The 23,346-nt window shown below is 65.6% G+C and carries 21 protein-coding genes; 14 read left to right on the top strand and 7 right to left on the bottom strand.

Annotated elements, in window-relative coordinates; genetic code table 11:
* Nucleotides 1–208 precede the first annotated feature (208 nt).
* The 3 genes from rpsB (at nucleotide 209) to pyrH (ending at nucleotide 3,172) form a co-directional block, all read left to right on the top strand.
* On the top strand, nucleotides 209–1,168 hold the full coding sequence (rpsB, locus tag CKJ84_RS02985; RefSeq protein WP_095534810.1) for a 30S ribosomal protein S2: 960 nt from the start codon (nucleotides 209–211) through the stop codon (nucleotides 1,166–1,168).
* Between the two features lie 259 nt (nucleotides 1,169–1,427).
* Nucleotides 1,428–2,246, top strand: a complete 819-nt coding sequence (gene tsf / locus CKJ84_RS02980; protein ID WP_095536760.1) for a translation elongation factor Ts — start codon at nucleotides 1,428–1,430, stop codon at nucleotides 2,244–2,246.
* A 242-nt stretch (nucleotides 2,247–2,488) separates the two neighbouring features.
* Nucleotides 2,489–3,172, top strand: coding sequence for a UMP kinase (gene pyrH / locus CKJ84_RS02975; RefSeq protein ID WP_233125538.1), 684 nt, complete (start codon nucleotides 2,489–2,491; stop codon nucleotides 3,170–3,172).
* A 193-nt stretch (nucleotides 3,173–3,365) separates the two neighbouring features.
* Here pyrH and CKJ84_RS02970 read toward each other — a convergent pair whose 3' ends face one another.
* Nucleotides 3,366–4,487 (bottom strand): amidase, encoded by a 1,122-nt coding sequence (locus CKJ84_RS02970; RefSeq protein WP_095545895.1) that lies wholly within the window; start codon nucleotides 4,485–4,487, stop codon nucleotides 3,366–3,368.
* A 71-nt stretch (nucleotides 4,488–4,558) separates the two neighbouring features.
* Between CKJ84_RS02970 and frr the strand changes: the two genes are divergently transcribed.
* From frr to rlmN, 3 genes are all read left to right on the top strand, one after another.
* Entirely contained in the window at nucleotides 4,559–5,116 is a 558-nt protein-coding gene (gene frr / locus CKJ84_RS02965) for a ribosome recycling factor (protein ID WP_095277445.1), read from the top strand.
* A gap of 206 nt (nucleotides 5,117–5,322) precedes the next feature.
* Nucleotides 5,323–6,147, top strand: a complete 825-nt coding sequence (locus tag CKJ84_RS02960; protein WP_233125537.1) for a phosphatidate cytidylyltransferase — start codon at nucleotides 5,323–5,325, stop codon at nucleotides 6,145–6,147.
* A 69-nt stretch (nucleotides 6,148–6,216) separates the two neighbouring features.
* Complete coding sequence (gene rlmN, locus CKJ84_RS02955) at nucleotides 6,217–7,320, top strand: 23S rRNA (adenine(2503)-C(2))-methyltransferase RlmN (RefSeq protein ID WP_095277440.1); 1,104 nt, start codon at nucleotides 6,217–6,219, stop codon at nucleotides 7,318–7,320.
* Between the two features lie 113 nt (nucleotides 7,321–7,433).
* On the opposite strand, the gene CKJ84_RS02950 is transcribed toward rlmN, so the two are convergent.
* Nucleotides 7,434–8,000, bottom strand: coding sequence for a DUF2631 domain-containing protein (locus CKJ84_RS02950; protein ID WP_095545893.1), 567 nt, complete (start codon nucleotides 7,998–8,000; stop codon nucleotides 7,434–7,436).
* A gap of 229 nt (nucleotides 8,001–8,229) precedes the next feature.
* Here CKJ84_RS02950 and dxr point away from each other — a divergent pair, with 229 nt between their 5' ends.
* From dxr to map, 5 genes are all read left to right on the top strand, one after another.
* Nucleotides 8,230–9,396, top strand: a complete 1,167-nt coding sequence (dxr, locus tag CKJ84_RS02945) for a 1-deoxy-D-xylulose-5-phosphate reductoisomerase (RefSeq protein ID WP_095545892.1) — start codon at nucleotides 8,230–8,232, stop codon at nucleotides 9,394–9,396.
* Nucleotides 9,397–9,408: 12 nt separating this feature from the next.
* Nucleotides 9,409–10,617 carry an RIP metalloprotease gene (locus CKJ84_RS02940; RefSeq protein WP_095545891.1) on the top strand — a complete coding sequence of 403 codons (1,209 nt, stop codon included), beginning with the start codon at nucleotides 9,409–9,411 and terminating at the stop codon, nucleotides 10,615–10,617.
* 29 nt (nucleotides 10,618–10,646) lie between these two features.
* Entirely contained in the window at nucleotides 10,647–11,807 is a 1,161-nt protein-coding gene (gene ispG / locus CKJ84_RS02935; RefSeq protein WP_095277430.1) for a flavodoxin-dependent (E)-4-hydroxy-3-methylbut-2-enyl-diphosphate synthase, read from the top strand.
* Between the two features lie 62 nt (nucleotides 11,808–11,869).
* The gene (locus tag CKJ84_RS02930) at nucleotides 11,870–13,681 is read left to right on the top strand and encodes a penicillin-binding transpeptidase domain-containing protein (RefSeq protein WP_095545890.1); all 1,812 of its coding nucleotides are present in this window, start codon (nucleotides 11,870–11,872) and stop codon (nucleotides 13,679–13,681) included.
* Between the two features lie 52 nt (nucleotides 13,682–13,733).
* Nucleotides 13,734–14,633, top strand: a complete 900-nt coding sequence (gene map, locus CKJ84_RS02925; protein WP_095536754.1) for a type I methionyl aminopeptidase — start codon at nucleotides 13,734–13,736, stop codon at nucleotides 14,631–14,633.
* Nucleotides 14,634–14,899: 266 nt separating this feature from the next.
* Here map and CKJ84_RS02920 read toward each other — a convergent pair whose 3' ends face one another.
* The 4 genes from CKJ84_RS02920 to CKJ84_RS02905 form a co-directional block, all read right to left on the bottom strand.
* Nucleotides 14,900–15,361, bottom strand: coding sequence for a hypothetical protein (locus CKJ84_RS02920; RefSeq protein ID WP_095545889.1), 462 nt, complete (start codon nucleotides 15,359–15,361; stop codon nucleotides 14,900–14,902).
* 54 nt (nucleotides 15,362–15,415) lie between these two features.
* Nucleotides 15,416–15,784 (bottom strand): hypothetical protein, encoded by a 369-nt coding sequence (locus tag CKJ84_RS02915; protein ID WP_095545888.1) that lies wholly within the window; start codon nucleotides 15,782–15,784, stop codon nucleotides 15,416–15,418.
* A 320-nt stretch (nucleotides 15,785–16,104) separates the two neighbouring features.
* Nucleotides 16,105–17,532, bottom strand: a complete 1,428-nt coding sequence (mtr, locus tag CKJ84_RS02910) for a mycothione reductase (protein ID WP_095545887.1) — start codon at nucleotides 17,530–17,532, stop codon at nucleotides 16,105–16,107.
* A 73-nt stretch (nucleotides 17,533–17,605) separates the two neighbouring features.
* The gene (locus CKJ84_RS02905) at nucleotides 17,606–18,664 is read right to left on the bottom strand and encodes an alpha/beta hydrolase (RefSeq protein WP_233125463.1); all 1,059 of its coding nucleotides are present in this window, start codon (nucleotides 18,662–18,664) and stop codon (nucleotides 17,606–17,608) included.
* A gap of 196 nt (nucleotides 18,665–18,860) precedes the next feature.
* Here CKJ84_RS02905 and mqo point away from each other — a divergent pair, with 196 nt between their 5' ends.
* A complete protein-coding gene (mqo, locus tag CKJ84_RS02900) occupies nucleotides 18,861–20,363 on the top strand; it encodes a malate dehydrogenase (quinone) (protein ID WP_095545886.1) in 1,503 nt (500 codons plus the stop codon).
* Nucleotides 20,364–20,395: 32 nt separating this feature from the next.
* Here the strand turns inward: mqo and CKJ84_RS02895 are convergent, their stop codons facing one another.
* Nucleotides 20,396–21,631, bottom strand: a complete 1,236-nt coding sequence (locus tag CKJ84_RS02895) for a protein adenylyltransferase SelO family protein (protein ID WP_095545885.1) — start codon at nucleotides 21,629–21,631, stop codon at nucleotides 20,396–20,398.
* A gap of 24 nt (nucleotides 21,632–21,655) precedes the next feature.
* On the opposite strand from CKJ84_RS02895, the gene cobA reads away from it, so the two are divergent.
* Nucleotides 21,656–22,396: a uroporphyrinogen-III C-methyltransferase gene (cobA, locus tag CKJ84_RS02890; RefSeq protein ID WP_095545884.1), complete on the top strand. Its 741-nt coding sequence runs from the start codon at nucleotides 21,656–21,658 to the stop codon at nucleotides 22,394–22,396.
* Complete coding sequence (locus CKJ84_RS02885; RefSeq protein ID WP_095545883.1) at nucleotides 22,380–23,342, top strand: class I SAM-dependent methyltransferase; 963 nt, start codon at nucleotides 22,380–22,382, stop codon at nucleotides 23,340–23,342. The genes cobA and CKJ84_RS02885 overlap by 17 nt, the downstream gene beginning before the upstream one ends.
* The last annotated feature ends 4 nt before the right edge of the window (nucleotides 23,343–23,346 follow it).

Genomic DNA, 23,346 nt, shown 5'->3' with positions numbered 1-23,346 from the left:
AGCGCAATTAGGATTTTGCGCCTGAGGTGCGTATACTCACTCGGGCAGTCCGCGCCTTGCGCGAGGCTGACTCCGCGCGCCGACAAACGCCAGCCGAGCAACGGTCCCTTGAAAGGGTGCGAGGCGGGCACGGTGCCAGGGTGTGGGATAAAAACCCGCACGTTTGACCAGTATTAACCGAACTATTTTCTCCAAAGGAGACATTCCCATGGCAGTCGTAACCATGCGCGAACTCCTCGACGCAGGTGTGCACTTTGGCCACCAGACGCGTCGTTGGAACCCGAAGATGCGTCGCTTCATCTTCACCGATCGCAACGGCATCTACGTTATCGACCTGCAGCAGACGCTGACCTACATCGACGAGGCATACGAGTTTGTCAAGGAGACCGTTGCGCACGGCGGCACCCTCCTGTTCGTCGGTACCAAGAAGCAGGCACAGGAGCCGATCCAGGAAGAGGCAGAGCGCGTCGGCATGCCGTACGTGACCCACCGCTGGCTCGGTGGCATGCTCACCAACTTCCAGACCGTGTCCAAGCGAATCGCCCGCATGAAGGAACTGCAGGCGATGGACGCAGCCGAGGACGGCTACGCCGGCCGCGGTAAGAAGGAAATCCTCATGCTCACCCGCGAGCGCACCAAGCTTGAGCGCGTCCTCGGCGGCATCTCTGAGATGACCAAGACGCCGTCCGCGCTGTGGATTGTGGATACCAACAAGGAGCACATCGCCGTCAACGAGGCGCAGAAACTGCGCATCCCCGTTGTCGCTGTGCTGGACACCAACTGTGATCCGGACCTGGTTGACTTCCCGATCCCGGGCAACGACGACGCCATCGGCGCCGTGAAGCTGCTCACCCACATCGTGGGCGAGGCAGTCGTGGCCGGTAAGCAGCAGCGCGAGGAGCGCCAGCTGGCAGCCGCCCGCGACGCAGCAGGCGACAATGACGCCAAGCTGCAGGCCGAGGCATCCGAGGCTGCTGCGAACGCAGCGTCCTCCGACGATGTCTCCGCTGCCGACGCGGCCAAGGCCGCCGCTGCCGCCGAGGCAGCAACGCCGCAGGAGGTCGCACCGGTTGAGCAGCCGCACGCAGTGCGCGCCGCTGAGCAGGCAGCCGAGGCTGAGAAGGCCGAGAAGGCTGAGCAGGAGGAGAACTCCGAGAAGGAGTCCTAAGCCGAATCGGCAACCCCCTGACACATGCACCCCGCGTCTTCGGTTCACGTCCGCCCCACTTCACTGGGCCGGGACGCGAGCGAAGCGCGGGGTGTAGTGCATCCAAGGGCTGCTAGCATTTCCTAGCGTGCCGATTCACGCAAAGTCGGCTACCCTTTACACGATTACTTATCACAGCCAATTTTGGTTGCTTGTGGGCGCGTGGGCGCCGATAAGCTGCCCAAAATTGCACAAACCTTACGAGGAGGATCGCCCCAACATGGCGAACTACACTGCAGCAGACGTGAAGAAGCTCCGCGAGATCACCGGCTCCGGCATGATGGACTGCAAGAAGGCACTCCAGGAGACCGACGGCGACTTTGAGAAGGCCGTTGAGAACCTGCGCATTAAGGGCGCAAAGGACGTGGGCAAGCGCGCTGAGCGCAACGCCCTCGAGGGCCTCGTTGCAGTTTCCGGCAACACCATCGTGGAGATCAACGCAGAGACCGACTTCGTGGCCAAGAACCAGGAGTTCAAGGACCTCGCCGCTAAGATCGCCGACGCCGCTGCCGCTGTGAAGGCGAACTCCCAGGAGGAGCTGGCAAACGCTGACGTCGACGGCCAGACCGCGCACGAGGCGCTGCAGGTCCTGTCCGCAAAGATCGGAGAGAAGCTCGAGCTGCGCCGCGCCGCAACCGTCGAGGGCGACAACGTTGCGAAGTACCTGCACCAGCGCTCCGCGGACCTGCCGCCGGCCGTGGGCGTGCTCGTTGCCTACACCGGTGACAACGAGGAGGCCGCTCACCAGGTCGCTCTGCAGATCGCCGCGATGAAGGCTCGCTTCCTCAAGCAGGAGGACATCCCGGCCGAGGTCGTGGAGAAGGAGCGCGCGGTGCAGGAGGAGATCACCCGCAACGAGGGCAAGCCCGAGGCTGCCATCGAGAAGATCGTCCAGGGCCGCATGGGCGGCTTCTACAAGGACGTCGTGCTGCTGGACCAGCCGTCCCTCGCAGACTCCAAGAAGACCGTGAAGCAGTTCACGGAGGAGAGCGGCATCGAGATCACCGACTTCGTGCGCTTCGAGGTCGGCCAGGCGTAAGCAATCTGCTTATCGACGATGCCGTGAGCCCCGTCGAGTCTGTTCCGCTCTAGCGCCCTGCCCCCGGGAAACCGGGGCGGGGCGCTTTCGCGTTCTTTGCAGTGCATTTACGTGGTTGCGGGGGAACTGGTTAGAATCGGGTGCGAATACGCAAGCTTTCGATTCACCACCCGGCATTTGTGCATAAGGAGTGTCACACCGTGACTGATTTCGCCCTCAACCGCAACGGATTCAAACGCGTCATGCTCAAGCTTGGCGGTGAGATGTTCGGCGGCGGCAAGGTCGGCATCGACCCGGACGTGGTGGAAAGCGTCGCCTCCCAGATTGCCGAGGTGGCCAAGGCAGGCACCGAGGTCGCCGTGGTCATCGGCGGCGGCAACTTCTTCCGCGGAGCGGAGCTGCAGAAGCGCGGCCTGGACCGTGCGCGTTCTGACTACATGGGCATGCTCGGCACCGTCATGAACTGCCTGGCGCTGCAGGATTTCTTGCAGCAGAAGGGCGTGGACTGCCGCGTGCAGACGTCCATCAACATGGCGCAGATCGCTGAGCCGTACCTGCCACTGCGCGCCGCCCGCCACCTGGAGAAGGGCCGCGTGGTCATCTTCGGCGCCGGCATGGGCATGCCGTACTTCTCCACCGACACCACCGCTGCGCAGCGCGCGCTGGAGATCGGGTGTGAGGTCCTGCTGATGGCCAAGGGTGTCGACGGCGTCTACGACGACGACCCGCGCACCAACCCGGACGCCAACCTGCTTACCGAGATCTCGCCGCGCGAGGTGCTTGAGCAGGGCCTCAAGGTGGCGGATGCCACCGCGTTCTCCCTCTGCATGGACAACAACATGCCGATCCTGGTGTTTAACCTGCTCAAGGAGGGCAACATCGCCCGCGCCGTTGCCGGTGAGCAGATTGGGACCTTGGTGGCCTAGGCGTCCCTTCGGTTTGGGAGTGTGCCCCGGCGGTGTTGACCGCCGGGGCTTCCTTGTTTCCGGGGCGTGTGACAGATTTCCGCAGAAACGATTCACCCAGACCGGCCCACCTGGGGAATTGTCGGCCAGGGGCGCGACGGCCGGGGAAATTTTACGCATTTTCGTCATGTGCGCGCCGCCCCAGGATCACCACTTACCCCTCGCGACCCAGGAGCCCGTCCACCTGCCAGGCGAGGTTGAGCAGCTCCGTCGCGTTGACGGCGGGGCGCGCCGCGCTCCCGAGTACACCCAGGTGGATGCCTCCGATCGCGATCGCGGCGCTGCCGGTGACGTTGAACACCGAGCACCACGGCGACCAGACCGTCTGCTGGTAGAAGCTCTCCTCGGGGGACAAGGAGGGGAAGTAACCCAACCGCGGCGGGTCGAAAGCCAGGGTGGGAGAGAGGACTACGTCGACGTCCCACTGCTGGGCAAGCAGGTGCGGGAGCACGTCCAGGTGCTCGCGGACGCCGCGCATCTGGGCGCGGGTGACGCGCGCCCCCTCCTGCGTGAGCCACTGGAGGTACTCGCTGTCCAGCGGGTCGACGCTGGTGAAGGAGCGCTTGATGCGGCGGGAGAAGTGCGCGAAGGTGTCGCCCGCCTGGGCGTAGGCGCGCAACGGGACGACGTCGTGGTGGAGGGAGAGCGCCCCCGCCAGCTGGTCCACCGCGTCCGCGCGGGAGGGTGAGAGATGGGAGGGGGCGAGGAGGGCGTCGAGAAGCACCCCGACCCGCAAGCGTCGCGGATGCGTGGGGCGCATGCCGTAGATGGTGCATTGGTCGGCGACGGTGCGGGTAAGGAAGCCGTGCGCCGCGACGTGGGGCGAGGCGGGCTTGAAGCCGACGATGTCGCACGCCGCGGCGGGCACACGCAGCGAACCGCCCGCGTCCGTTCCGTGCGCCGCGCGGACTTGGCCCTCCGCCACCGCAACCGCGGCACCGGTGGAGGAGCCGCCAGGGGTGCGGCCGGGGAACGCTGGGGACTCGAGCACTGGGACGCCGGGGCGCTCGGCGTAACAGGTGGCGCCCAGCTCGGAAGTGAGTGTTTTGCCGGGGATGGTCGCGCCGGCGTCGAGAAGCATGGGCACGATGGCGTCCGTGCGGCGCGCCACGTAGCTGCGGGCGGGGTTGCCGTTGGTGGTGGGCCAGCCGGCGACGTCAACGGAGTCCTTGACCGGGATGTCCCAGCCCGCGAGTCTGGTGCGGGACGGAGCGGCAGCGGCGTCGACGGGCGGGGGCGCCAGGGGAGCGCGGAAGGAGAACGCCGATTGCTGCATGGCAACAGTGTAGGCGGGGCGAGCGCTGGTAGATTAGTGGGGAACGTTAACGAGCAAAAGGTAGGTAAACCATGATTGATGATGTCCTGTTGGACGCAGAAGAGCGCATGACTTCCTCGGTGGAGCACACCCGCGAGGAGTTGGTCACCATCCGTACCGGCCGCGCCAACCCCGCAATGTTCAACGGCGTCATGGCGGAGTTCTACGGTGCGCCGACCCCGATCAACCAGATGGCCACCATCTCCGTGCCGGAGCCGCGCATGCTGCTGATTAAGCCCTATGACATGTCTACCCTCCAGGAGATTGAGAACGCGATCCGCAACTCCGACCTGGGCGTGAACCCGACCGATGACGGCCAGGTCATCCGCGTCACGGTGCCGCAGCTCACCGAGGAGCGCCGCAAGGACCTGGTCAAGCACGCGAAGCAGAAGGGCGAGGAAGGCAAGATTGCCATCCGCAACGTCCGCCGCCAGGGCATGGACCAGCTGAAGAAGATCCAGAAGGACGGCGACGCCGGCGAGGACGAGGTCAAGACCGCCGAGCAGTCCCTGGACAAGACCACGCAGGGCTACGTCGCGCAGATTGATGAGCTGGTGCAGCGCAAGGAAGACGAGCTGATGGAGGTCTAACCTCCCGCACAGTCGCGCAACTATCCGCCAATTGAGGCACGCCGTGGACATCGCTCCGTGGCGCCGGACGAGACCGAAGCGAGGAGACAGTGCAACCACACCGCAACGAGCAGAGCGATCTTGACAACCGGAGGGTTGCGGAGAGGTCCAGGTGGCCGTCGTTAAGGCTCAAGGCGCCCACGCCGAAGAACAATGCGGGGCGCGACCTGACCGCCGCGATCACGACGGCGGTGGTGCTCGGCTCGGTGGTAATCGGTGCGCTGTTGGTGGGCCCGTTGGCCTGGTACCCGCTTGTTGCCGTGGCGGTGGCGCTGGCCATGTGGGAAGTGCTCACGCGCCTGCGCGAAGCCGGGTACCAGCAGCCGCGCACGCTCCTGGTCATCCTGGGGCAGATCATGCTGTGGGCCTCCGCCACGTACGAGACGGCCGGCCTGGTCACGGGGTTCGCGTTCACGGTCCTCTTCCTCATGTTCTACCGGCTGTTCCCCAACGGCCGCCACGCCAAGCCCGAGAACTACCTGCGCGATACCGGTGTGGGCATCTTCGTCCTCGTCTGGATCCCGCTCTTCGGGAGTTTCGCCGCGATGATCTCGCTTATCGACGAAGGTGCCCTCCCCGCCAGCCGCTTCATCGCCGCATTCATGCTCTGCGTCGTAGCCAACGACGTCGGCGGCTACGCCGCGGGCGTCATGTTCGGCTCGCACCCGATGGCGCCCGCGATCAGCCCAAACAAGTCGTGGGAGGGCTTCGCCGGCTCCGTGGTGTTTGGCGTGCTCACCGGCATAGCCGTGGTGCACTTCCTCATCCAGGGACCCTGGTGGATGGGCGTGGTGTGGGGCGTTGCGCTTGTCCTCTGCGCCACCATGGGCGACCTCGTGGAGAGCCAGTTCAAGCGCGAGCTTGGAATCAAGGACATGTCGAACTTGCTTCCCGGCCACGGCGGGCTGATGGACCGCTTGGACGGGATGCTGCCCGCCGCCAGCGCGACCTACATGCTGCTCAACGCCGCGGCGATCATGAACCCGCTCTAGCGGCCCTGGCAGCGAACGGGCCGCGTAGATTAGTCAAGACGCGGGTTACGTGCCAAAATAGGGCACACTATGAGCGACGTACCCAAGATCCAACTCCTTTCCCCGAAGCGCGGCATGCCGCCGAAGCACTTTGCTGACCTGACCAAAGAGGAACGCGTCGAGGCCCTCAAGGAGCTCGGGCTGCCGAAGTTCCGCGCGGACCAGATCGCGCGCCACTACTACGGCAAGTTCGAGGCGGACCCGCTGACCATGACGGACCTCCCCGAGGCTCAGCGCCAGCTGGTCAAGGACGCGCTGTTCCCAACCCTGCTCAACCCCGTGCGCACCGTGGAAACCGACGAGGGCGACACCACCAAGACCTTGTGGCGCCTGCACGACGGGATCCTGCTGGAGTCCGTGCTCATGCGCTACCCGGACCGCGCCACGCTGTGCATTTCTTCCCAGGCGGGCTGCGGCATGGCGTGTCCGTTCTGCGCTACCGGCCAGGGCGGTCTGGACCGCAACCTGTCCACCGCGGAGATTGTTGACCAGGTCCGCGCAGCCGCCGCGATGATGGCGGCGGAGGGCTCGCGCCTGTCCAACATCGTCTTCATGGGCATGGGCGAGCCGCTGGCCAACTACAACCGCCTGCTCTCCGCAGTCCGCCAGATCACCCAGCCCAGCCCGGATGGGTTTGGCATCTCGCAGCGCAACATCACCATCTCCACCGTCGGGCTCGCGCCGCAGATCCGTCGCCTTGCCGACGAGGGCCTCTCCGTCACTCTCGCCGTGTCGCTGCACACGCCTGACGACGAGCTACGTGACACCCTCGTGCCCATCAACAACCGCTTTGCCGTCTCCGAGGTGCTCGACGCCGCGTCCTACTACGCGGATCAGACCGGTCGCCGCGTCTCCATCGAGTACGCGCTGATCCGGGACATCAACGACCAGGACTTCCGCGCCGACATGTTGGGCAAGAAGCTGCACAACGCCCTCGGATCCCGCGTCCACGTGAACCTGATCCCGTTGAACCCGACGCCGGGTTCCAAGTGGGACGCGTCCCCGCGCGACCGGCAGGACGAGTTTGTCCGCCGCGTGATCGCCCAGGGCGTCACCTGCACCGTGCGCGACACGAAGGGCCAGGAGATCGCCGCAGCCTGCGGCCAGCTCGCTGCCGACGAGCAGGCGGGGTAGGCCGGGTCCGCACGCGTGTGGGCGGCGAATGCGCGGGGAGACTGACCGCCCGCAATCCGAGCATAAAAGGGGCCGATCCCGTCTCCCGGGATCGGCCCTTTGCCTTGCTGCGGCTACTGCGCGGCGTGCTTGCCGCGCGGGGTGACCTCGACAACCTCGACGTCGTGGTCCGCGCGGTTCACGTGGACGGCGCCGTCCTTGCGCACGGATGCGGAGCCGGCCGCGGTGGCGTGGCGGTCACCGGCGGCAACGGCCTGCTGCGGTGCGCGCAGGTGCTGGATGCGGGCCGGGTCGATGTTCAGGGCGCGCAGCTGGCGCTCGTCCAGGTTGGCGTACGCGCCGGACAGGGTCTTCTGGTCGTAGCACCAGTCCGGTTCGACGTGGCCCTGCGGCTTGTTGTGGGCGGTGACTGTGCGCTTTTGGTTCAGCTTCGGCTGCGTCGCGTGCAGGATCAGACCCAGGGCGATGAGGACGGCAATGGCAATGAGCCAGATGGTCTCAACGTGGCCCTTGTGGTTACCAAAGTTGTAGGCGATGAGCACCAGAACGGACACCCAACCGGCAGCCTGGATCGTGCCGCGGCTCTGCTCGCTCCAACCGAAGCGTGCAGACGGGACGTCTGCCTCGGAAACGCCGTTGTACACCTCAGGTGCCTTTTCGTTCGCGTGGGCCACTGCCATACTCCTTCAAGTCAGCGCTAAATGCTTCGGCCCGCGCCCTTCCGCAGTGCGCTTTGCGCAGCGCAAACGGAATCGCAGCCGGAGCAGGAAACAATTCTGAGGACTATATTGTCATACTTCCGTGGCAATCGGTGACTTTGTACCCCTAATAGGTGCAAACTTTCGTCCGATCTGCCGGCCGTCGGTCCACCCGTCGAGCGGCCGCACCGGGGCGTGCAACAATGGCGGGGTGAAACGAATTGTCATTCTCGGCTCAACCGGATCAATTGGCACCCAGGCGTGCGAGGTTATTCAGGACAACCGCGACGCCTTCCAGGTGGTCGGCATCGCCGCCGGCGGACGCGACCCGCAGGCGATCAGCACGCAGGCGAAGGAATTTGGGCTCCAGCCCGACCAAGTGGCTGTCCAGCGCGAGGACGCCGCGGCGCAGGTTGGTCAGGCCCTCGGCGGAGCCGTGCTGAGCGGTGAGGACGCGGCCCGGCAGCTCACCGAATCACAAGCCGCGGACGTCGTGCTCAACGCGCTTGTTGGGGCGGCGGGGTTGGCGTCGACAATCGCTGCCCTGCGCAGCGACGCCGTGCTGGCGCTGGCGAACAAGGAATCGCTCGTGGCCGGCGGCCAGGTCGTGCTGCGGGAGGCGAAGCCGGGCGCGCTGGTGCCGGTGGATTCGGAGCACTCCGCGATGGCGCAGGCGCTGCGCGCGGGCCGCCGAGACGAGGTCGCCCGCTTCGTGCTCACAGCATCCGGCGGCCCGTTCCGCGGCCAGACTCGCGAGCAGATGTGGGGCGTCACGCCGGAACAAGCCGTCACCCACCCCACCTGGTCGATGGGCACGATGAATACGATCAATTCCGCAACCATGGTGAATAAGGGGCTCGAGCTCATCGAGGCGTCCCTGCTCTTTGACGTGGAGCCATCGCTTATCGACGTCACCGTCCACCCCCAATCCATCGTCCACTCCATGGTCACCTTCATCGACGGCGCGACGATCGCGCAGGCTTCGCCACCGTCGATGAAGATGCCGATCGCGCACGCCCTTGCGTGGCCCGGCCGCGTCGCGGGCGCGCAGCCCTCGCTGGACTTCACAACCGCATCGGAGTGGACTTTCGAACCGCTGAACAACGAGGCGTTTCCAGCAGTGGAGCTTGCACGCCAGGTGGCGAGCGCCGGCGACCCGTACCCGGCGATCTACAACGCCGCGAACGAGGTGGCCGTCGACGCGTTCTTTGATGGGAGGATCCGCTTCCCGCAGATCGTGGACACGATCGACGCCGTGCTTGACGCCGCGGGCAGCTATGCGCACACCCCGACGTGCATTGAGGAGATCCTCGAGGTGGACGCGCAGGCGCGCCGGAGCGCGGCGGACTCCGCGGACGCGCTGGCGCGCAAACAGTAAGAGGGAGCGCTCATGGGCATCATTGGTGTTGTCCTGTTTGCGCTCGGCATTGCTGTGTCGATTGCGCTTCATGAGGCGGGGCATATGGCGGTGGCCCGCGGCTTCGGAATGCGTGTGCGCCGCTACTTCATCGGTTTCGGGCCGACGGTGTGGTCGGTCACCCGCGGGCACACTGAGTACGGCGTTGCCGCCCTGCCGTTCGGCGGCTTCTGCGACATCGCCGGCATGACCGCGCAGGACGAGCTGGCCCCGGACGAGGCCCCGCTGGCCATGTACAAAAAGCCGTGGTGGCAGCGAGTGGCGGTGATGGCCGGCGGCATCGTGATGAACCTGTTCATCGGTGTCATCATCACCTACTTCGTGGCCGTTCTCGCCGCCATCCCGAACCCGTACGCGGATCGCACGCCCACGGTGGGTGAGCTGTCGTGCACCTCCGACCAGATCGACGCGGAGACACTCGCCCCGTGCGAGGGCGACGGGCCCGCCGCGCAAGCCGGCCTCCGCCCGGGGGACAAGCTGCTGGCTGTCAACGGCCAGGACATCGTCGCGTTTACGGAAGTGCGCGATTACGTCATGGCGCGACCCGGCGAAACGGTGGCGCTTGACGTCCTCCGCGACGGCACGGAGCTGACCGTCGACGTGCCCGTTGCGCGCGTGAAGCGCATCGACCCCGCCAGTGGGCAGGAGTTTGACGCGGGCGCGATCGGTGTGACGAGTGAGCCGGTCGCGGACGCGATGCGCCAGTTCGGGCCGATTGAGGCGGTCCCGGCGACCGCGAAATTTACCGGTCAAATGCTGCACGCGACCGTCGATGGCATTCTCGCGTTCCCGAGCAAGATCCCGGGCGTCGTGGCATCCATCTTCGGCGCGGAGCGCGACGTCAACGGCCCAGTCAGCGTGATCGGCGCCTCCCGCGCTGGCGGTGAGCTGGTCCAGCAGGACCTGTGGTCCATGTTTTGGATGATGTTGGCCAGCATGAACTTCTTCCTCGCCCTGTTTAACCTCGTGCCGCTGCCTCCGCTGGACGGCGGGCACATCGCGGTGGTGCTGTATGAAAAGGTGCGCGACCTCGTCCGCAGGCTGCGCGGGCTCGGCCCCGGCGGCCCGGCGGACTACGAGAAGCTGATGCCAGTGACGTACGCCATGGCTGCGGCGCTGCTTGTGGTGGGGCTCTTCGTCATGGCTGCGGACGTGGTGAACCCGATCCGCCTCGCTGGCTGAGCTCGCGTGCGGTGCTAGAGTTGGGCACTATGAATCTCCCCATCGGATTAGGTATTCCTGAAGGCCCGCCACCGACCCTGGCGGAGCGACGCAAGACCCGCCAGCTGATGGTGGGGAACGTGGGCGTGGGCTCCGAGCACCCGATCTCGGTGCAGTCCATGACCACGACGAAGACGCACGACATTAACGCGACGCTGCAGCAGATCGCGCAGCTGACCACCACCGGTTGTGACATCGTCCGCGTGGCGTGCCCGAAGACGGTGGACGCGGACGCGCTGCCGGCCATTGCGGCGAAGTCCCCGATCCCGGTGATCGCGGACATCCACTTCCAGCCCAAGTACATTTTCGCCGCCATTGATGCCGGTTGCGCCGCGGTCCGCGTGAACCCGGGCAACATCAAGGAGTTCGACGGCCGTGTGAAGGAGGTGGCGAAGGCGGCGGGCGAGGCCGGGATTCCGATCCGCATCGGTGTCAACGGCGGTTCGCTGGACAAGCGCCTGCTGGAGAAGTACGGCAAGGCCACCCCGGAGGCGCTCGTCGAGTCGGCGATTTACGAGGCCGGCCTGTTCGAGGAGTACGGTTTCGGCGACATCGCCATCTCTGTCAAGCACTCCGACCCGGTGCTGATGGTGGAGGCGTACCGTCAGCTGGCGGAGAAGACCGATTACCCGCTGCACCTCGGCGTGACCGAGGCAGGCCCGAAGTTCATGGGCACCATCAAGTCCTCCGTCGCGTTCGGCGCGCTGCTCTCGCAGGGCATCGGCGACACCATTCGTGTGTCCCTCTCCGCCGACCCGGTGGAGGAGATCAAGGTGGGCGACCAGATCCTGCAGTCGCTCAACCTGCGCCCCCGTAAGCTGGAGATCGTGTCCTGCCCGTCGTGCGGCCGCGCGCAGGTGGACGTGTACAAGCTCGCCGAGGAGGTCACCGCGGGTCTGGAGAACCTGGAGTACCCGCTGCGCGTCGCCGTGATGGGGTGCGTTGTCAACGGTCCGGGTGAGGCTCGCGACGCCGACCTGGGCGTCGCCTCCGGCAACGGCAAGGGCCAGATCTTTGTCAAGGGCGAGGTCGTGGAGACCGTCCCCGAGGCCGACATCGTGGAGACCCTGATCCGCCACGCGAACCGAATCGCGGAGGAAGAGGGCATGGAGAAGGGCGACGGCGGCGCCGAGGTCAAGGTCACTAACTAGACCGAAGCGTGCTGTGAGCGTGGCAGCGTCGGGCGAGTGCCCGGCGCTGCTATTTTTATCCCATGCAACGACTCCTCGCCCTGCTCACGGGCGCGGCTGTACTTACCACCGCGCTCGCCGCATGCACCCCGCGCCCCAACGATGCGCAACCCGTGGCGCAGGAGATGCTCGAAGCGATCGCGTCCCGCGAGGTGGGGGAGCTCGATGCGCTTGTCGACGACCCCTCGACCGCCGCCACCTCAATCAACGAGAATTGGGACGGCCTCCAGGCCGAGGCGCTCGACGCCCGGATAACCAGCGTGAGCCAGACGGAAAACCTCGCCACGGCCAACTACTCCATGAACTGGGAGCTGCCCCGCGGCCGCAAGCTCAACTACGACGGCCAGATGACTCTCACGCAGTCGGGTGAGAACTGGCAGGTGCGTTGGCAGCCGAGCGTCCTTCACCCGCGCCTTGGCGCCAACCAGCACCTGGAGCTGCGCTCGATCACGCCGAAGGAGGCGAGCGTGGTGTCTGCCGACGGCGTCGAGCTCCTGCGCCCCGGCGTTGCATACCGGCTGCTGGTGGACAAGGAATCGCTCGGCTCCGTGCCCGACACCGCGTTCAAGATCTCTCAGGCCCTCGCCGCGGGCCACGAGGCGGATCGCGCGGTGCCGCTTCGCGACGCCGGCGAGCTCACCAACGAACTTGAAGGCGTAGGTGGCGTCTATTCCGCTGCCATGATCCCCCAGGCCGCGAAGGGGGTCGTGGAGCACGAGCTCAACGGCATCCCTGGGGTGCGGCTGAACGAAGAGGCGTCGATGGTCAACGCCGACCCCGCGTTCGCCCCGGACATCATGGCGCGGGTCGGCCAGCTGGTCCGCGACGACCTTGAGGGCGACGCGGGTTGGAACGTGAGCGTGGTGAACGAGAACGGGGCGGCCTACGAGGAGCTGGAGCGCGAAGACGCCGCGCCTGCGCCCGCCGTGCACATCAGCCTGGACCACCGGGTGCAGCAGGCAGCCGAGTCTGCGCTGGAGCCGGTTGCGGGCCAGCAGGCGATGATCGTGGCTATCCGCCCGTCCACCGGCGGCATCCTGGCTGTGGCTCAGACCCCCGCTGCCGACGCGGACGGTAACGTCGCGACGATGGGGCAGTACCCGCCGGGTTCGACGTTCAAGATCATTACTGCGGCCGCGGGGATGGAGCGGCAGGGTCTGAATCCCGGTTCAACGGTTCCGTGTCCGGGCACGATGAACCTGTTCGGGAGGACCGTGACCAACTACGCCGGGTTCGGCCTGGGCAACGTCTCGTTGGAGTCTGCGTTCGCGCACTCCTGTAACACCTCGTTTGCCGATATTTCGACCCAGCTTGCTCCCGGAGAGCTGCAGGAGACGGGCAAGCAGTTTGGGCTCGGGCTGGACATGAACATTCCGGGGCTGGACACCATTACCGGGTCGATCCCCGAGGGCGAGGAGCCGTTAGACCGCACCGAGTCCGGCTACGGCCAGGGCTTGGATCTGGCGAGCCCCTTCGGCATGGCTCTGGTCGCGGCCACGGCTGCGCACGGGCAGATGCCGGTCCCATTCCTCATCCAGGGGAAGGAAACGGAAGTGGACGGCCAGGTGGGCCCGATGGCTCCGGAAGTCGCCGCTCAGCTACAGCAGATGATGGCGGCCGTGACGGCCCCGGGCGGTACGGCGACGGGGATGACCGCCGGCGGGGATATACGCGGGAAGACCGGTGAGGCGGAGATTAACGGCGGCTCACACTCCTGGTTCGCCGGGTACAGGGCCGATGATGACATCGCCTTTGCCACCCTCATCGTGCTTGGCGGAGGCTCCGAAGCGGCGGTCGCGGTGACCGACCGGATGCTGCACAACCTCAACCCGTAACGCGGGTCGGCGCGAATCGGGGTTTGCGCACTTGGGGACTACCATGGGGCGCATGAGTGCAAGAGGAAAGTTGAAGCCAGGAAAGCAGACACCGATCCGCAAAGTGCCCAAGGACATCGAGCGTCCGGAGTACGCGTGGAAGGACGACGTTCAGGAGAACGTGGGCGAGCCGCTCGTGCAGACCGCTGAGACGGTGGAGCGGATGCGCGAGGCGTCGAAAATTGCGGCAAACGCGCTTGCTGTGGCCGGCGCGGCGGTGGAGCCTGGGGTGACTACCGATGAGATCGATCGGATTGCGCACGAGTTCATGTGCGACCACGGCGCGTACCCGTCGACGCTGGGGTACCGCGGGTTTACCAAGTCCTGCTGCGTGTCGCTGAATGAGATCGTGTGCCACGGGATTCCGGATACGACGGTGATTGAGGAAGGCGACATCGTCAACATCGATGTCACGGCGTACAAGAACGGGGTGCACGGCGATACGAATGCGACCTTCCTCGCGGGTGAGGTGTCGCAGGAACACCGGGACCTGGTCGAGCGCACGTACAAGGCGACGATGCGCGGCATCAAGGCGGCAAAGCCTGGCCGCGAGATCAACGTGATCGGCCGCGTGATCGAGTCCTACGCGCAGCGCTTCGGCTACAACGTGGTCACGGACTTTACCGGCCACGGTGTGGGCACCACCTTCCACAACGGTCTGGTTGTGCTGCACTACGACTCCGATACGTACCGTGATGTGCTGGAGCCGGGAATGACGCTCACCGTGGAGCCGATGATCAACCTCGGAGGGCTCGAATACGACATTTGGGACGACGGCTGGACGGTGCAGAACCGAGACGGGGAATTCACGGCGCAGTTCGAGCACACCCTGGTGATCACCGACGACGGCAACGAGATCCTCACCATCCCGGACGAGCAGTACGCCGCCGGTCAGCTCATGCTGGGGAGCTAGGTTGGTTCTTCTCCGTGGCCGCGTCTTGATCTTGACGGCGCGGCTTTGCACATGGCGCTAGCTCCATGTGGTCGGCGGGGAACACCAAGACCTGGGGTTTCCTCCGCGGTGGTTCATATATGGAGCTAGCGCCATGTAGGGGAGTGGACAAAAACGTTCGTGCTCCGGGCAGCTGAGACAACCCCTAAAGCACACGAAAAGCCTCCCGCACCGAGACGGTGGGGAGGTAATTCCTTGCTAGGAATCGAGGTCCTAAGCAGTGCTTCTTACAGCTTGATCAGGCCGTTGTAGGAAGCGAAGTTGAAGCCTGCGATGACCAGGCCAACGAGAGCGCCGATCGCGGAGACGATAGTGCCGTCGATCCAGATGCGAGCCCACTGCGGGAGAGCCTCGGCGTTCTTCTCCTTGCCGAATGCGTCAACGCCGTAGAACGGCTTATCCGCATCGTTGACGTAGTGGGAGGAGCCCTTGCCGTTGAAGAGGCCCTCGGTGCCGTCGGAGATGGACTCGTTGAAGGACTTGTCGCCGTCGCGGCCGTCGAAGCCCTTGAATGCGACGGAGTTGTCGTTGTTCTTGGTCTCGGAGCGCGGGCGGTCGGCCGGCTTTTCGTAGGAAGCCTCGGTGGTGGCCGGGGTCTCCGTGGTCTCAGCGGAGGCGACAGCGACGCCACCGAAAGCGACGGTCAGTGCGGTTGCGGAAGCAACTGCTGCGGTGCGGAAGTTACGCATTGATGTTCCTTCTTTCGAGAAAGTCGTTAGTTGTTGTGTGCGGAATTCCGCGACTTACATGTTCGGGAGGCCGTGGACAACGAAGTTGTAGGCCGGGCCGACGACCAGGCCGACCAGTGCGGAGATAGCGGCGAAGATGGTCGTGGCGTAGAAAGCCTTTGCCCAACCCGGCTGGTCACCGAAGTGCTCCTTCTCGGAGCCGAAGATCTCACGGCCGTCGGCAGCGGTAGCGTTGCCGTTCTCGTCGTAGGCGCCGAGGGAAGCGCCGATCTTGGTGGAAGCGGACGGCTTCTGGGCGTCTGCCGGGGTCTGGTTGTTGGTCTCCGGGGCGGCAGTCTCTTCAGCTGCGGCAATGGTGGTGGAGCCGAAAGCCAGGGCGACTGCGGTTGCGCCTGCGAGGGCTGCCTTACGGAAATTACGCATGAAACGAAATCCTTCTCTGATAGTACTTGCAAGACGTCCGGGGATTAACGGAGAAAATCCAGGGGCCAAAGCTCCTAGGACCGAATGACAAGCCCGATGGACTCGGATCCCGGTGTCGAAAAACCACACTAATGGATAGACGGCATGAATGCACAAGTGAACCGCGAAAAAATTTCAAGAAACGTGAAAATGGGGCCTCTCGTATCGTGGCTTTTGGGGTTCCTGTTACACAACCATTATCTGACGTGGGTTTTTGCTGCTCGATTCTATGTTTTTCCTGGAAAAGCGTTACACCCCCACAACGGGGGTGGACGAACGGTCTAAAATTCGTAAAAGTCCAGGTCGAGGCCCAAAAGTGCGTTCTCCACTACTTCCGGCAACGCCGGGTGAATCCAGTACTGGCGGCGCGGAATTTCCCGCAAGTCCAGGTCAAACGCCATGATGGTGACCAATTGCTGGATCAGGGTGGAGGCCTGTGGCCCAATGAGGTGAGCTCCCAGGAGTTTGCCAGACTGGCGGTCAGCGACGAGTTTCACCAGACCTGTCGTGTCCTCGAGCGCCCAGCCGTAGGCCACATCGCCGTAATTCTGGACCTTGACGGTGACGTCGTGGCCGGCGTCGCGAGCTTCCTGCTCGGTCAGGCCCACCGACGCGATCTGCGGGTGCGTGAACACGGCGTAAGGTACGTGCTGGTGCGGCATCGGCACGAAGTCGTCGGAATCCTTCATCGCTGCAATGACGTTGTGGGTCACCGCGCGCTGCTCCGCGTTGGCCACGTGCTTGAGCTGGTACGGGGAAGAGGCATCGCCGAAAGCCCAGACGCCGTTGGCGGTGGTACGGCCGTACTCGTCAACCGCGATGCGCCCGTCCTCGCGCACCTCGACGCCACCGGCGGCGGCGTCGAGTCGGTCACCGTTGGGCACACGCCCGGTGGCGATGAGGAGGGCCTCGGAGGTGATGACGGTGGCGTCGTCAAGCGTGAGCTCCACCGAGTGGTCGTCGCCGCGCGCAGACGTGACGGTACGGCCGATGTGGGTGGTAAAGCGCTCGGTGGCAAGTGCGTTGAAGCGCTCGTGGATGTCGGCGTCGAGCGCGCGCATGAGCGGGGAGCGGTTCACGACGGTCACCTCGCAGCCAAGCGCGTCAAAGATGTGCGCGAACTCCATGGCGATGAAGCCACCGCCCACGATCGTGAGCGACTTCGGCAGCTCCGGCAGGCGCATGATGTCCTCGTTCGTGTGGAACGGCACGCCCTCGGCCCACTCGGGGATGAACGGACGCGCGCCGACGGCCAGTATGATCGTGTCGGCGCTGATTCGCTTCTCTGCGCCCCCTTGCCCTGTCACCAATGTCTTCGGTCCCACGAACCGTGCGTGCATGTCGTACACGGTCACGTTCGGGCACTCGTCGCCGCGTCGGTATGCTTCGCCGCCGGCCGCGATCTGGTCCACGCGATCCCCGAAGACGCGCTGCTGGATGGCCTTCCAGTCGACACCGCGATATTCCAGATTTACGTTGAGGCGATCGGCCTCGCGGGCCTGGAGTGCAGTATCGGCGGCAAGGACGAACATCTTCGTCGGAATGCAGCCGACGTTGAGGCAGGTGCCGCCAAACGTGCCCTCTTCCACGATGGCGACTTTTTTGTCGTCGAAGTCCGGTGTGAGCACGCTGTTGCCGGAGCCGGTGCCGACGATGATGAGGTCATAGTGCTCGGTGTGCTCAGTGTGCTCGGTGTGCTGATCGGTCATGCGATGACTCCTTTATATATACGTCTATGTTGAGTTTGGGACAATTGGGATTTGAGAGGTGTTCTGGGGCGGCTTAGCGGTGCGGCAGCTCGTCCAACCAGGAGGTACACGCCTTGAACGCGGACTCGCGAGCGTACTTCCCGGACAAGAAGACGTCGTGGCGCGCCCCGTCGATGGTGGCGATTACGCAGTCCTGAGCAAGGTGCGGCGCCCACGTGCGGATCTGGTCGACGTCCAGCACCGTATCGGCAGTGTCCGCGGCGGGGGAGTACTCCTTGCCCAGGTAGGAGTGGGAGGACACGAGGGTGAGCAGCGGGACTCCGGTATCCACGTCGTCGCAGTGGATCCGTTCCTGGCCATCCACAATCGCCTTGAGCCAGCCCGCGTACTTCGTGTGCCCGCCTAACGGCTTCCACTTCGTATTGAAGTCCCACTCGCCGTTGTGGTCCACATGCAGCGACTCGCCGTAGGTGGAGAGGGACCCTCCCGGCAAAGGCACGCGCGGGAGCACGCCGCCGCCCACCTTGAGGACCGGCTTGACCGTCTTGACCAGCAGGGGAGAGAACTGCATGTCAATCCATGGGCTGTTGAGTATCAGGCCCGCCAGCCGCGCGTGGTCTGCGGGTCGCTCCCGGCGCAGCCAGTCCGCCCACAGCGAGGTGATCAGCCCGCCGGCGGAGTGTGCGAGGGGGACGACCTTCGCGCCCTGGCCGCGCTCGCCGACGATGACGTGCAGCGCGTCCGTGAGCTCGGGGAAGTAGTTGGCAAGGTCCTCGGTGTAGTGCCAGTACTCGCCGTTCTGCCGCGAGCGCCCGCACCTGCGCAGGTCGATGGCGTAAAAGGCGTACCCGGCGGCGGTGAATTCCTCGGCGACGTGAGTCTGGAAGAAGTAGTCGCTCATCCCGTGTACCCAGAGGATCGCGGGTTTTGTCGGATCAACCGCGTCCGCATTGAGGCTCGTTCGCACAATGGTGGCGCGCGTGCCCTTCCCGGTATCAGGGTCCTTGCCCTGCGGGAGGAACGCGGATTCAAATCCGTCACCGAGCACGTCGGGGTACCAGTCGGGGCTCATGCTTGTCGACGTCACGCCGTCCCAAGCGCCTGCGGGGGTGTTCTCCGGGGTCTTTGTCATGTCACTGATCCTAGCGAAGGGGGTGGGGTGCACGGTGGCGTCGAGAAGCGTGAAAGCCGTGCCACGCAGGCCAAACATCGTACCATTATCCGGGGGTATGGGTGGACAATGGCGGAGGCAACTGGCGTATTGTGGATGGGTGACGTGAAGGCGAGGTGCACTCGCAATGAATACACAGTGAATGAGGGAAATCACGATGTCTGATACAGCAGCCAACCGCTACGACGATGAGGTGGACGTCCTCCTCATCGGCGCCGGTATCATGTCCGCGACACTCGGCGCTATGCTCCGCCAGCTCGAGCCGAACTGGACCCAGGTGATCTACGAGCGCCTCGAGGGGCCTGCGCAGGAGTCCTCCTACGCGCTGAACAACGCCGGCACCGGACACTCCGCGCTGTGCGAGCTGAACTACACGCCGGAGAAGAACGGCCGGATCGACGTCTCCAAGGCGATGGCGATTAATGAGAAGTTCCAGGTCTCCCGCCAGTTCTGGTCCCACCAGATCGAGCACGGCGTGCTGGGCGATCCGAGCGAGTTCATCAACCCGGTCCCGCACGTCTCCTTCGCGCAGGGCGACGACCAGATTGACTACCTGCGTCGCCGCTACGAGGCGCTATCTGCAAACCACATGTTCCCCAACATGCAGTTCACCGACGACCAGGACGTGTTCGCCGAGAAACTGCCGCTGATGGCCAAGGGCCGCGACTTTGATGCCGAGCCCGTCGCGATCTCCTGGACCGACGCGGGTACGGACATCAACTACGGCGCGCTGTGCAACCAGTTCTTCGACGCAGCCACCCAGGCGGGCACCGAAATCCGCTACGGTCACGAGGTGACCAACCTCAAGCGCGAGGGCAACTTCTGGAAGGTCACCGTGCGCAACGTGCACACGGGTGACAAGAAGGTCACCCGCGCGCGCTTCGTCTTCGTCGGCGCGGGCGGATACGCCCTGGACCTGCTGCGCAAGGCGGGCGTGCCCGAGGTCCGCGGCTACGCCGGCTTCCCCATCTCTGGCATGTGGCTGCGCACCACCAACCAGGAGCTCGTCGCCCAGCACAAGGCAAAGGTCTACGGCAAGGCGAAGGTCGGTGCCCCGCCGATGTCCGTGCCGCACCTGGACCTGCGCGTCATTGACGGCGAGGAGTCTCTGCTCTTCGGCCCGTACGGCGGCTGGACCCCGAAGTTCCTGAAGAAGGGCTCGTACCTGGACCTGTTCAAGTCCATCCGCCCGGACAACATCCCGTCCTACCTGGGCGTTGCGGCCACCAACTTCGGCCTGGTCAAGTACCTGGTGGAGGAGGTCTTCCGCGACTTCGACGGCAAGATGGACGTCCTGCACGAGTACTACCCGGAGGCCGACCCGAAGGACTGGGAGGTCGTCGTCGCGGGCCAGCGCGTGCAGGTGATCAAGCCCGCGCCGGCACCATCCTTCGGCTCCCTCGAGTTCGGCACGGCGCTGGTCAACGACCAGTCCGGCTCCATCGCCGGCATCCTCGGTGCGTCCCCGGGCGCATCCATCACCCCGTCCGCGATGCTCGAGCTGCTCGAGCGCTGCTTCGGTGAGCGGATGATCGAGTGGCGCGAGGAGCTCCACGAGATGTTCCCCACCTACGGCAAGTCCCTCAAGGACAACAAGGAGGCCTACGACAAGCAGTGGGCCTGGACCGAGAAGACGCTGAAGCTCGAGGACAAGAAGTAGTCACCCCACCGGCGTGACCCGGCCGGGGCCGTTTACGTACCGCAGAAGGTACGGAACGGCCCCGGCTTTTCCGGTTGGGCCATCCACTCCTCGCCGGCGGCCTCGTCGTAAGGATGCGTCACCGCCTGCAGCAGCGCGAGGTAGGCAGCGACGTCCCCGTCGCGTTCCGCCGACGTGATCGCCGCGTCCAGCATGTGGTTGCGGGGAATATAGATGGGGCCCGGATACGTGCCGTCCTTGTTGGGCTCGGTGCCGCCGAAAGGCATTCCGTGTTCCCGGTTGTACGTGGTGATGTCCTGCGCGAGCATCAAACCCTCCGCGTGCGCGCCGACGTAGTGGCTCCAGGCCTTGTCCCACCGCGCCTGCAGCGTGGACAGGATCTCCTGGGCCTGCTCCTGGCCCAGCTCGGGCAGCAGCGTCTCCGCGAGGCGGACCATGTTCCACGCCAGGATGCCCGGCTGGTTGCCAAAGGCGTAGCGGCCCTGCGCGTCGATGGAAGAGAACGACGCGGCGCCGTCGAACCGCTGCGTGAACGCACACGGCCCGTAGTCGATCGTCTCGCCGGACAGTGCCACGTTGTCCGTATTCATCACGCCGTGGACGAAGCCGACGCGCATCCACCGGTTGACCAGGTCGATCTGGCGGTCGATCACGGTATCCAGCAGCTCCGCGGGCCCGTCGAAGCCTGCGGCGGCAATGACGTCGCCGACCAGGTCGCGCGACTGCTGCGCCGCGTACTGCAGGGAACCGACGCGCAGGTGGGAGGTGGCGACGCGCACGACGATGCCCGCGGGCACCGGGCCTTGCTGGCGGACGACCGTTTCGCCGGTGCGAAGCACCGCGAGCGAGCGCGTGGTGGGGATGCCGATGGCGTGCATGAACTCGCTGATCAGGTACTCGCGCAGCATCGGGCCGATGGCGCCGAGCCCGTCGGAGCCGGGGCGGGAAAACGGGGTGAGCCCGGAGCCCTTGAGCTGGATTTCGCGGCCACCTATGTCGCCGAGGAGGAGCGCGCGGCCGTCGCCAAGCACTGGCACGAACTGGCCGAACTGATGGCCCGAATACGCGGTGGCGTGCCCGCCTGCGGATCCGGCGAGCCACGCCACGCCCTCTGGGCTGCGCAACCAGTCGGGGTCGAGGCCGAGCTCGCGGGCGAGCGGCTCGTTGAGCACGATGAGCTCCGCGCCCGGAACCTGCGTGCCAGGCAGCGGCACTGCCATGTCCGGCAGCGCGTCGGCGAACGTGTGGGCAAGCGTGGGCTGTTCCATGGCCCCAGCCTAGACTAGGGGCCCATGAGCATCGGAGAAGTCACACTCGTCGGAGGGGGCCCGGGCGAATGGGACCTCCTGACCATCCGCGGCCTGCGCGCGCTCGAAGCCGCCGACGTGATCCTGACCGATCATCTCGGCCCCTCCAGTCAGCTTGAGGACTTCCTCGACGTCTCGGGCAAGGAGCTTATCGACGTCTCCAAGCTCCCCTACGGCAAACAGGTCGCCCAGGAACGCACCAATGAACTGCTGGTGGAACACGCGCTGGCGGGCAAGCGCGTCGTTCGCCTGAAAGGCGGGGACCCGTACGTGTTTGGCCGCGGTTTCGAGGAGCTGCAGGTGTGCGCGGCCGCCGGGGTGCCGTGCCGAGTGGTGCCGGGCGTGACCAGCGCGATCTCAGTACCCGCCGCAGCGGGCGTGCCCGTGACCCAGCGCGGGGTGACGCACTCCTTCACGGTGGTTTCCGGGCATCTTGCGCCGTCGAACCCGGAGTCGCTGGTGGATTGGGAGGCGCTCGCGCGGGTTGGCGGGTCCATCTGCGTGATCATGGGCGTGCGCCACGTCCGCGAAATCGCCTCGACGCTGGTGAGTGCGGGGCTCGATGCTAACACCCCCGCGGTCGCGGTGCAGGAGGGCGAGACCACCTCCCAGCGCGCCGTGCACGCAACCGCGTCGACGCTTGCGGACGCGATGGAAGCCGAGGCGATCGCCTCGCCCGCCGTCTACGTGATTGGGGAGGTCGCTGGTCTTGCGAGCGCTGGATAGCCTGATCTGGGACACAGCAGTTGCGGGTGGGGTGCCGGATACCTTGCTCGTTTGCCACGACCCGACGATGGACCTGACGCGCCAGGCCGTGGCGACGGGTGCTTGCGTGCTGTTTCTGGACCCGGACTATGCGCGCAGCCAGGCCGCGTTGGCGCTCGGCGCGGAGATCGTTGGGGACGTTCGGCTCGACGAGTTTCTCGCTCGCTTAGGCCCTGGAGCGGGTTGCGTAGTCGGGCTCGGCGAGATGCCGAAGTCCCTGGCTCGACTGGACTACCTCGCCCGCTCCATCGCCGGCGCCGGATTCGCGGAGGCGCGCCTGGTGCTCGGGGCGAACAACAAGCACCTTTCTCGCGGCATGAACTCGGTGCTGGCAGATTCCTTCAATGACGTCCACGGATCGCGGGGGCGCGGCAAGTTCCGGTGCCTGGTGGCGTCGGGGGCGCGCGAGGTCACGTACGAGCCAGTTTCGCAGCGGGGGTTGGTAGCCATCGGCGGCGTCTTCTCCGGCGCCAAGCCGGACCGCGGCGGCGAGCTGCTGCGCTCGTGCCTGCCCCAGGAGCCTGGTCGCCTGCTGGACCTCGGGTGCGGCAACGGTTCGGTGAGCAGGGGTTTCGAGGGCGCGGTCGCCACAGATTCGGACGCAGACGCGGTCCTTTCTGCCCGCGTCATCGGCCTGGAGGCCACCTGGGACGATGCCGGCTCGCAGCTGCCGGACGCGTCCTTCGACACCATTGCGCTGAACCCGCCCTTCCACGCGGGCACGACCATCGACGCCACCCTCATCCAGCACCTCCTCGACGCCGGCGCGCGCCTGCTCGCCCCCGGCGGCGATCTGTACGTGGTGCACAACTCGCACCTGCGCTACCGCGGGGAGGTGGAGCGCCGTTTCGGCGAGGTGGAGCAGGTCGCTCGCGACGCGACGTTTACTGTGCTGCGGGCTCGGTAGGGCG

The organism is Corynebacterium sp. NML 120412, from assembly GCF_002285155.1.
Lineage (GTDB): Bacteria > Actinomycetota > Actinomycetes > Mycobacteriales > Mycobacteriaceae > Corynebacterium > Corynebacterium gottingense.
This window is presented reverse-complemented; position numbering and strand designations above follow the sequence as displayed.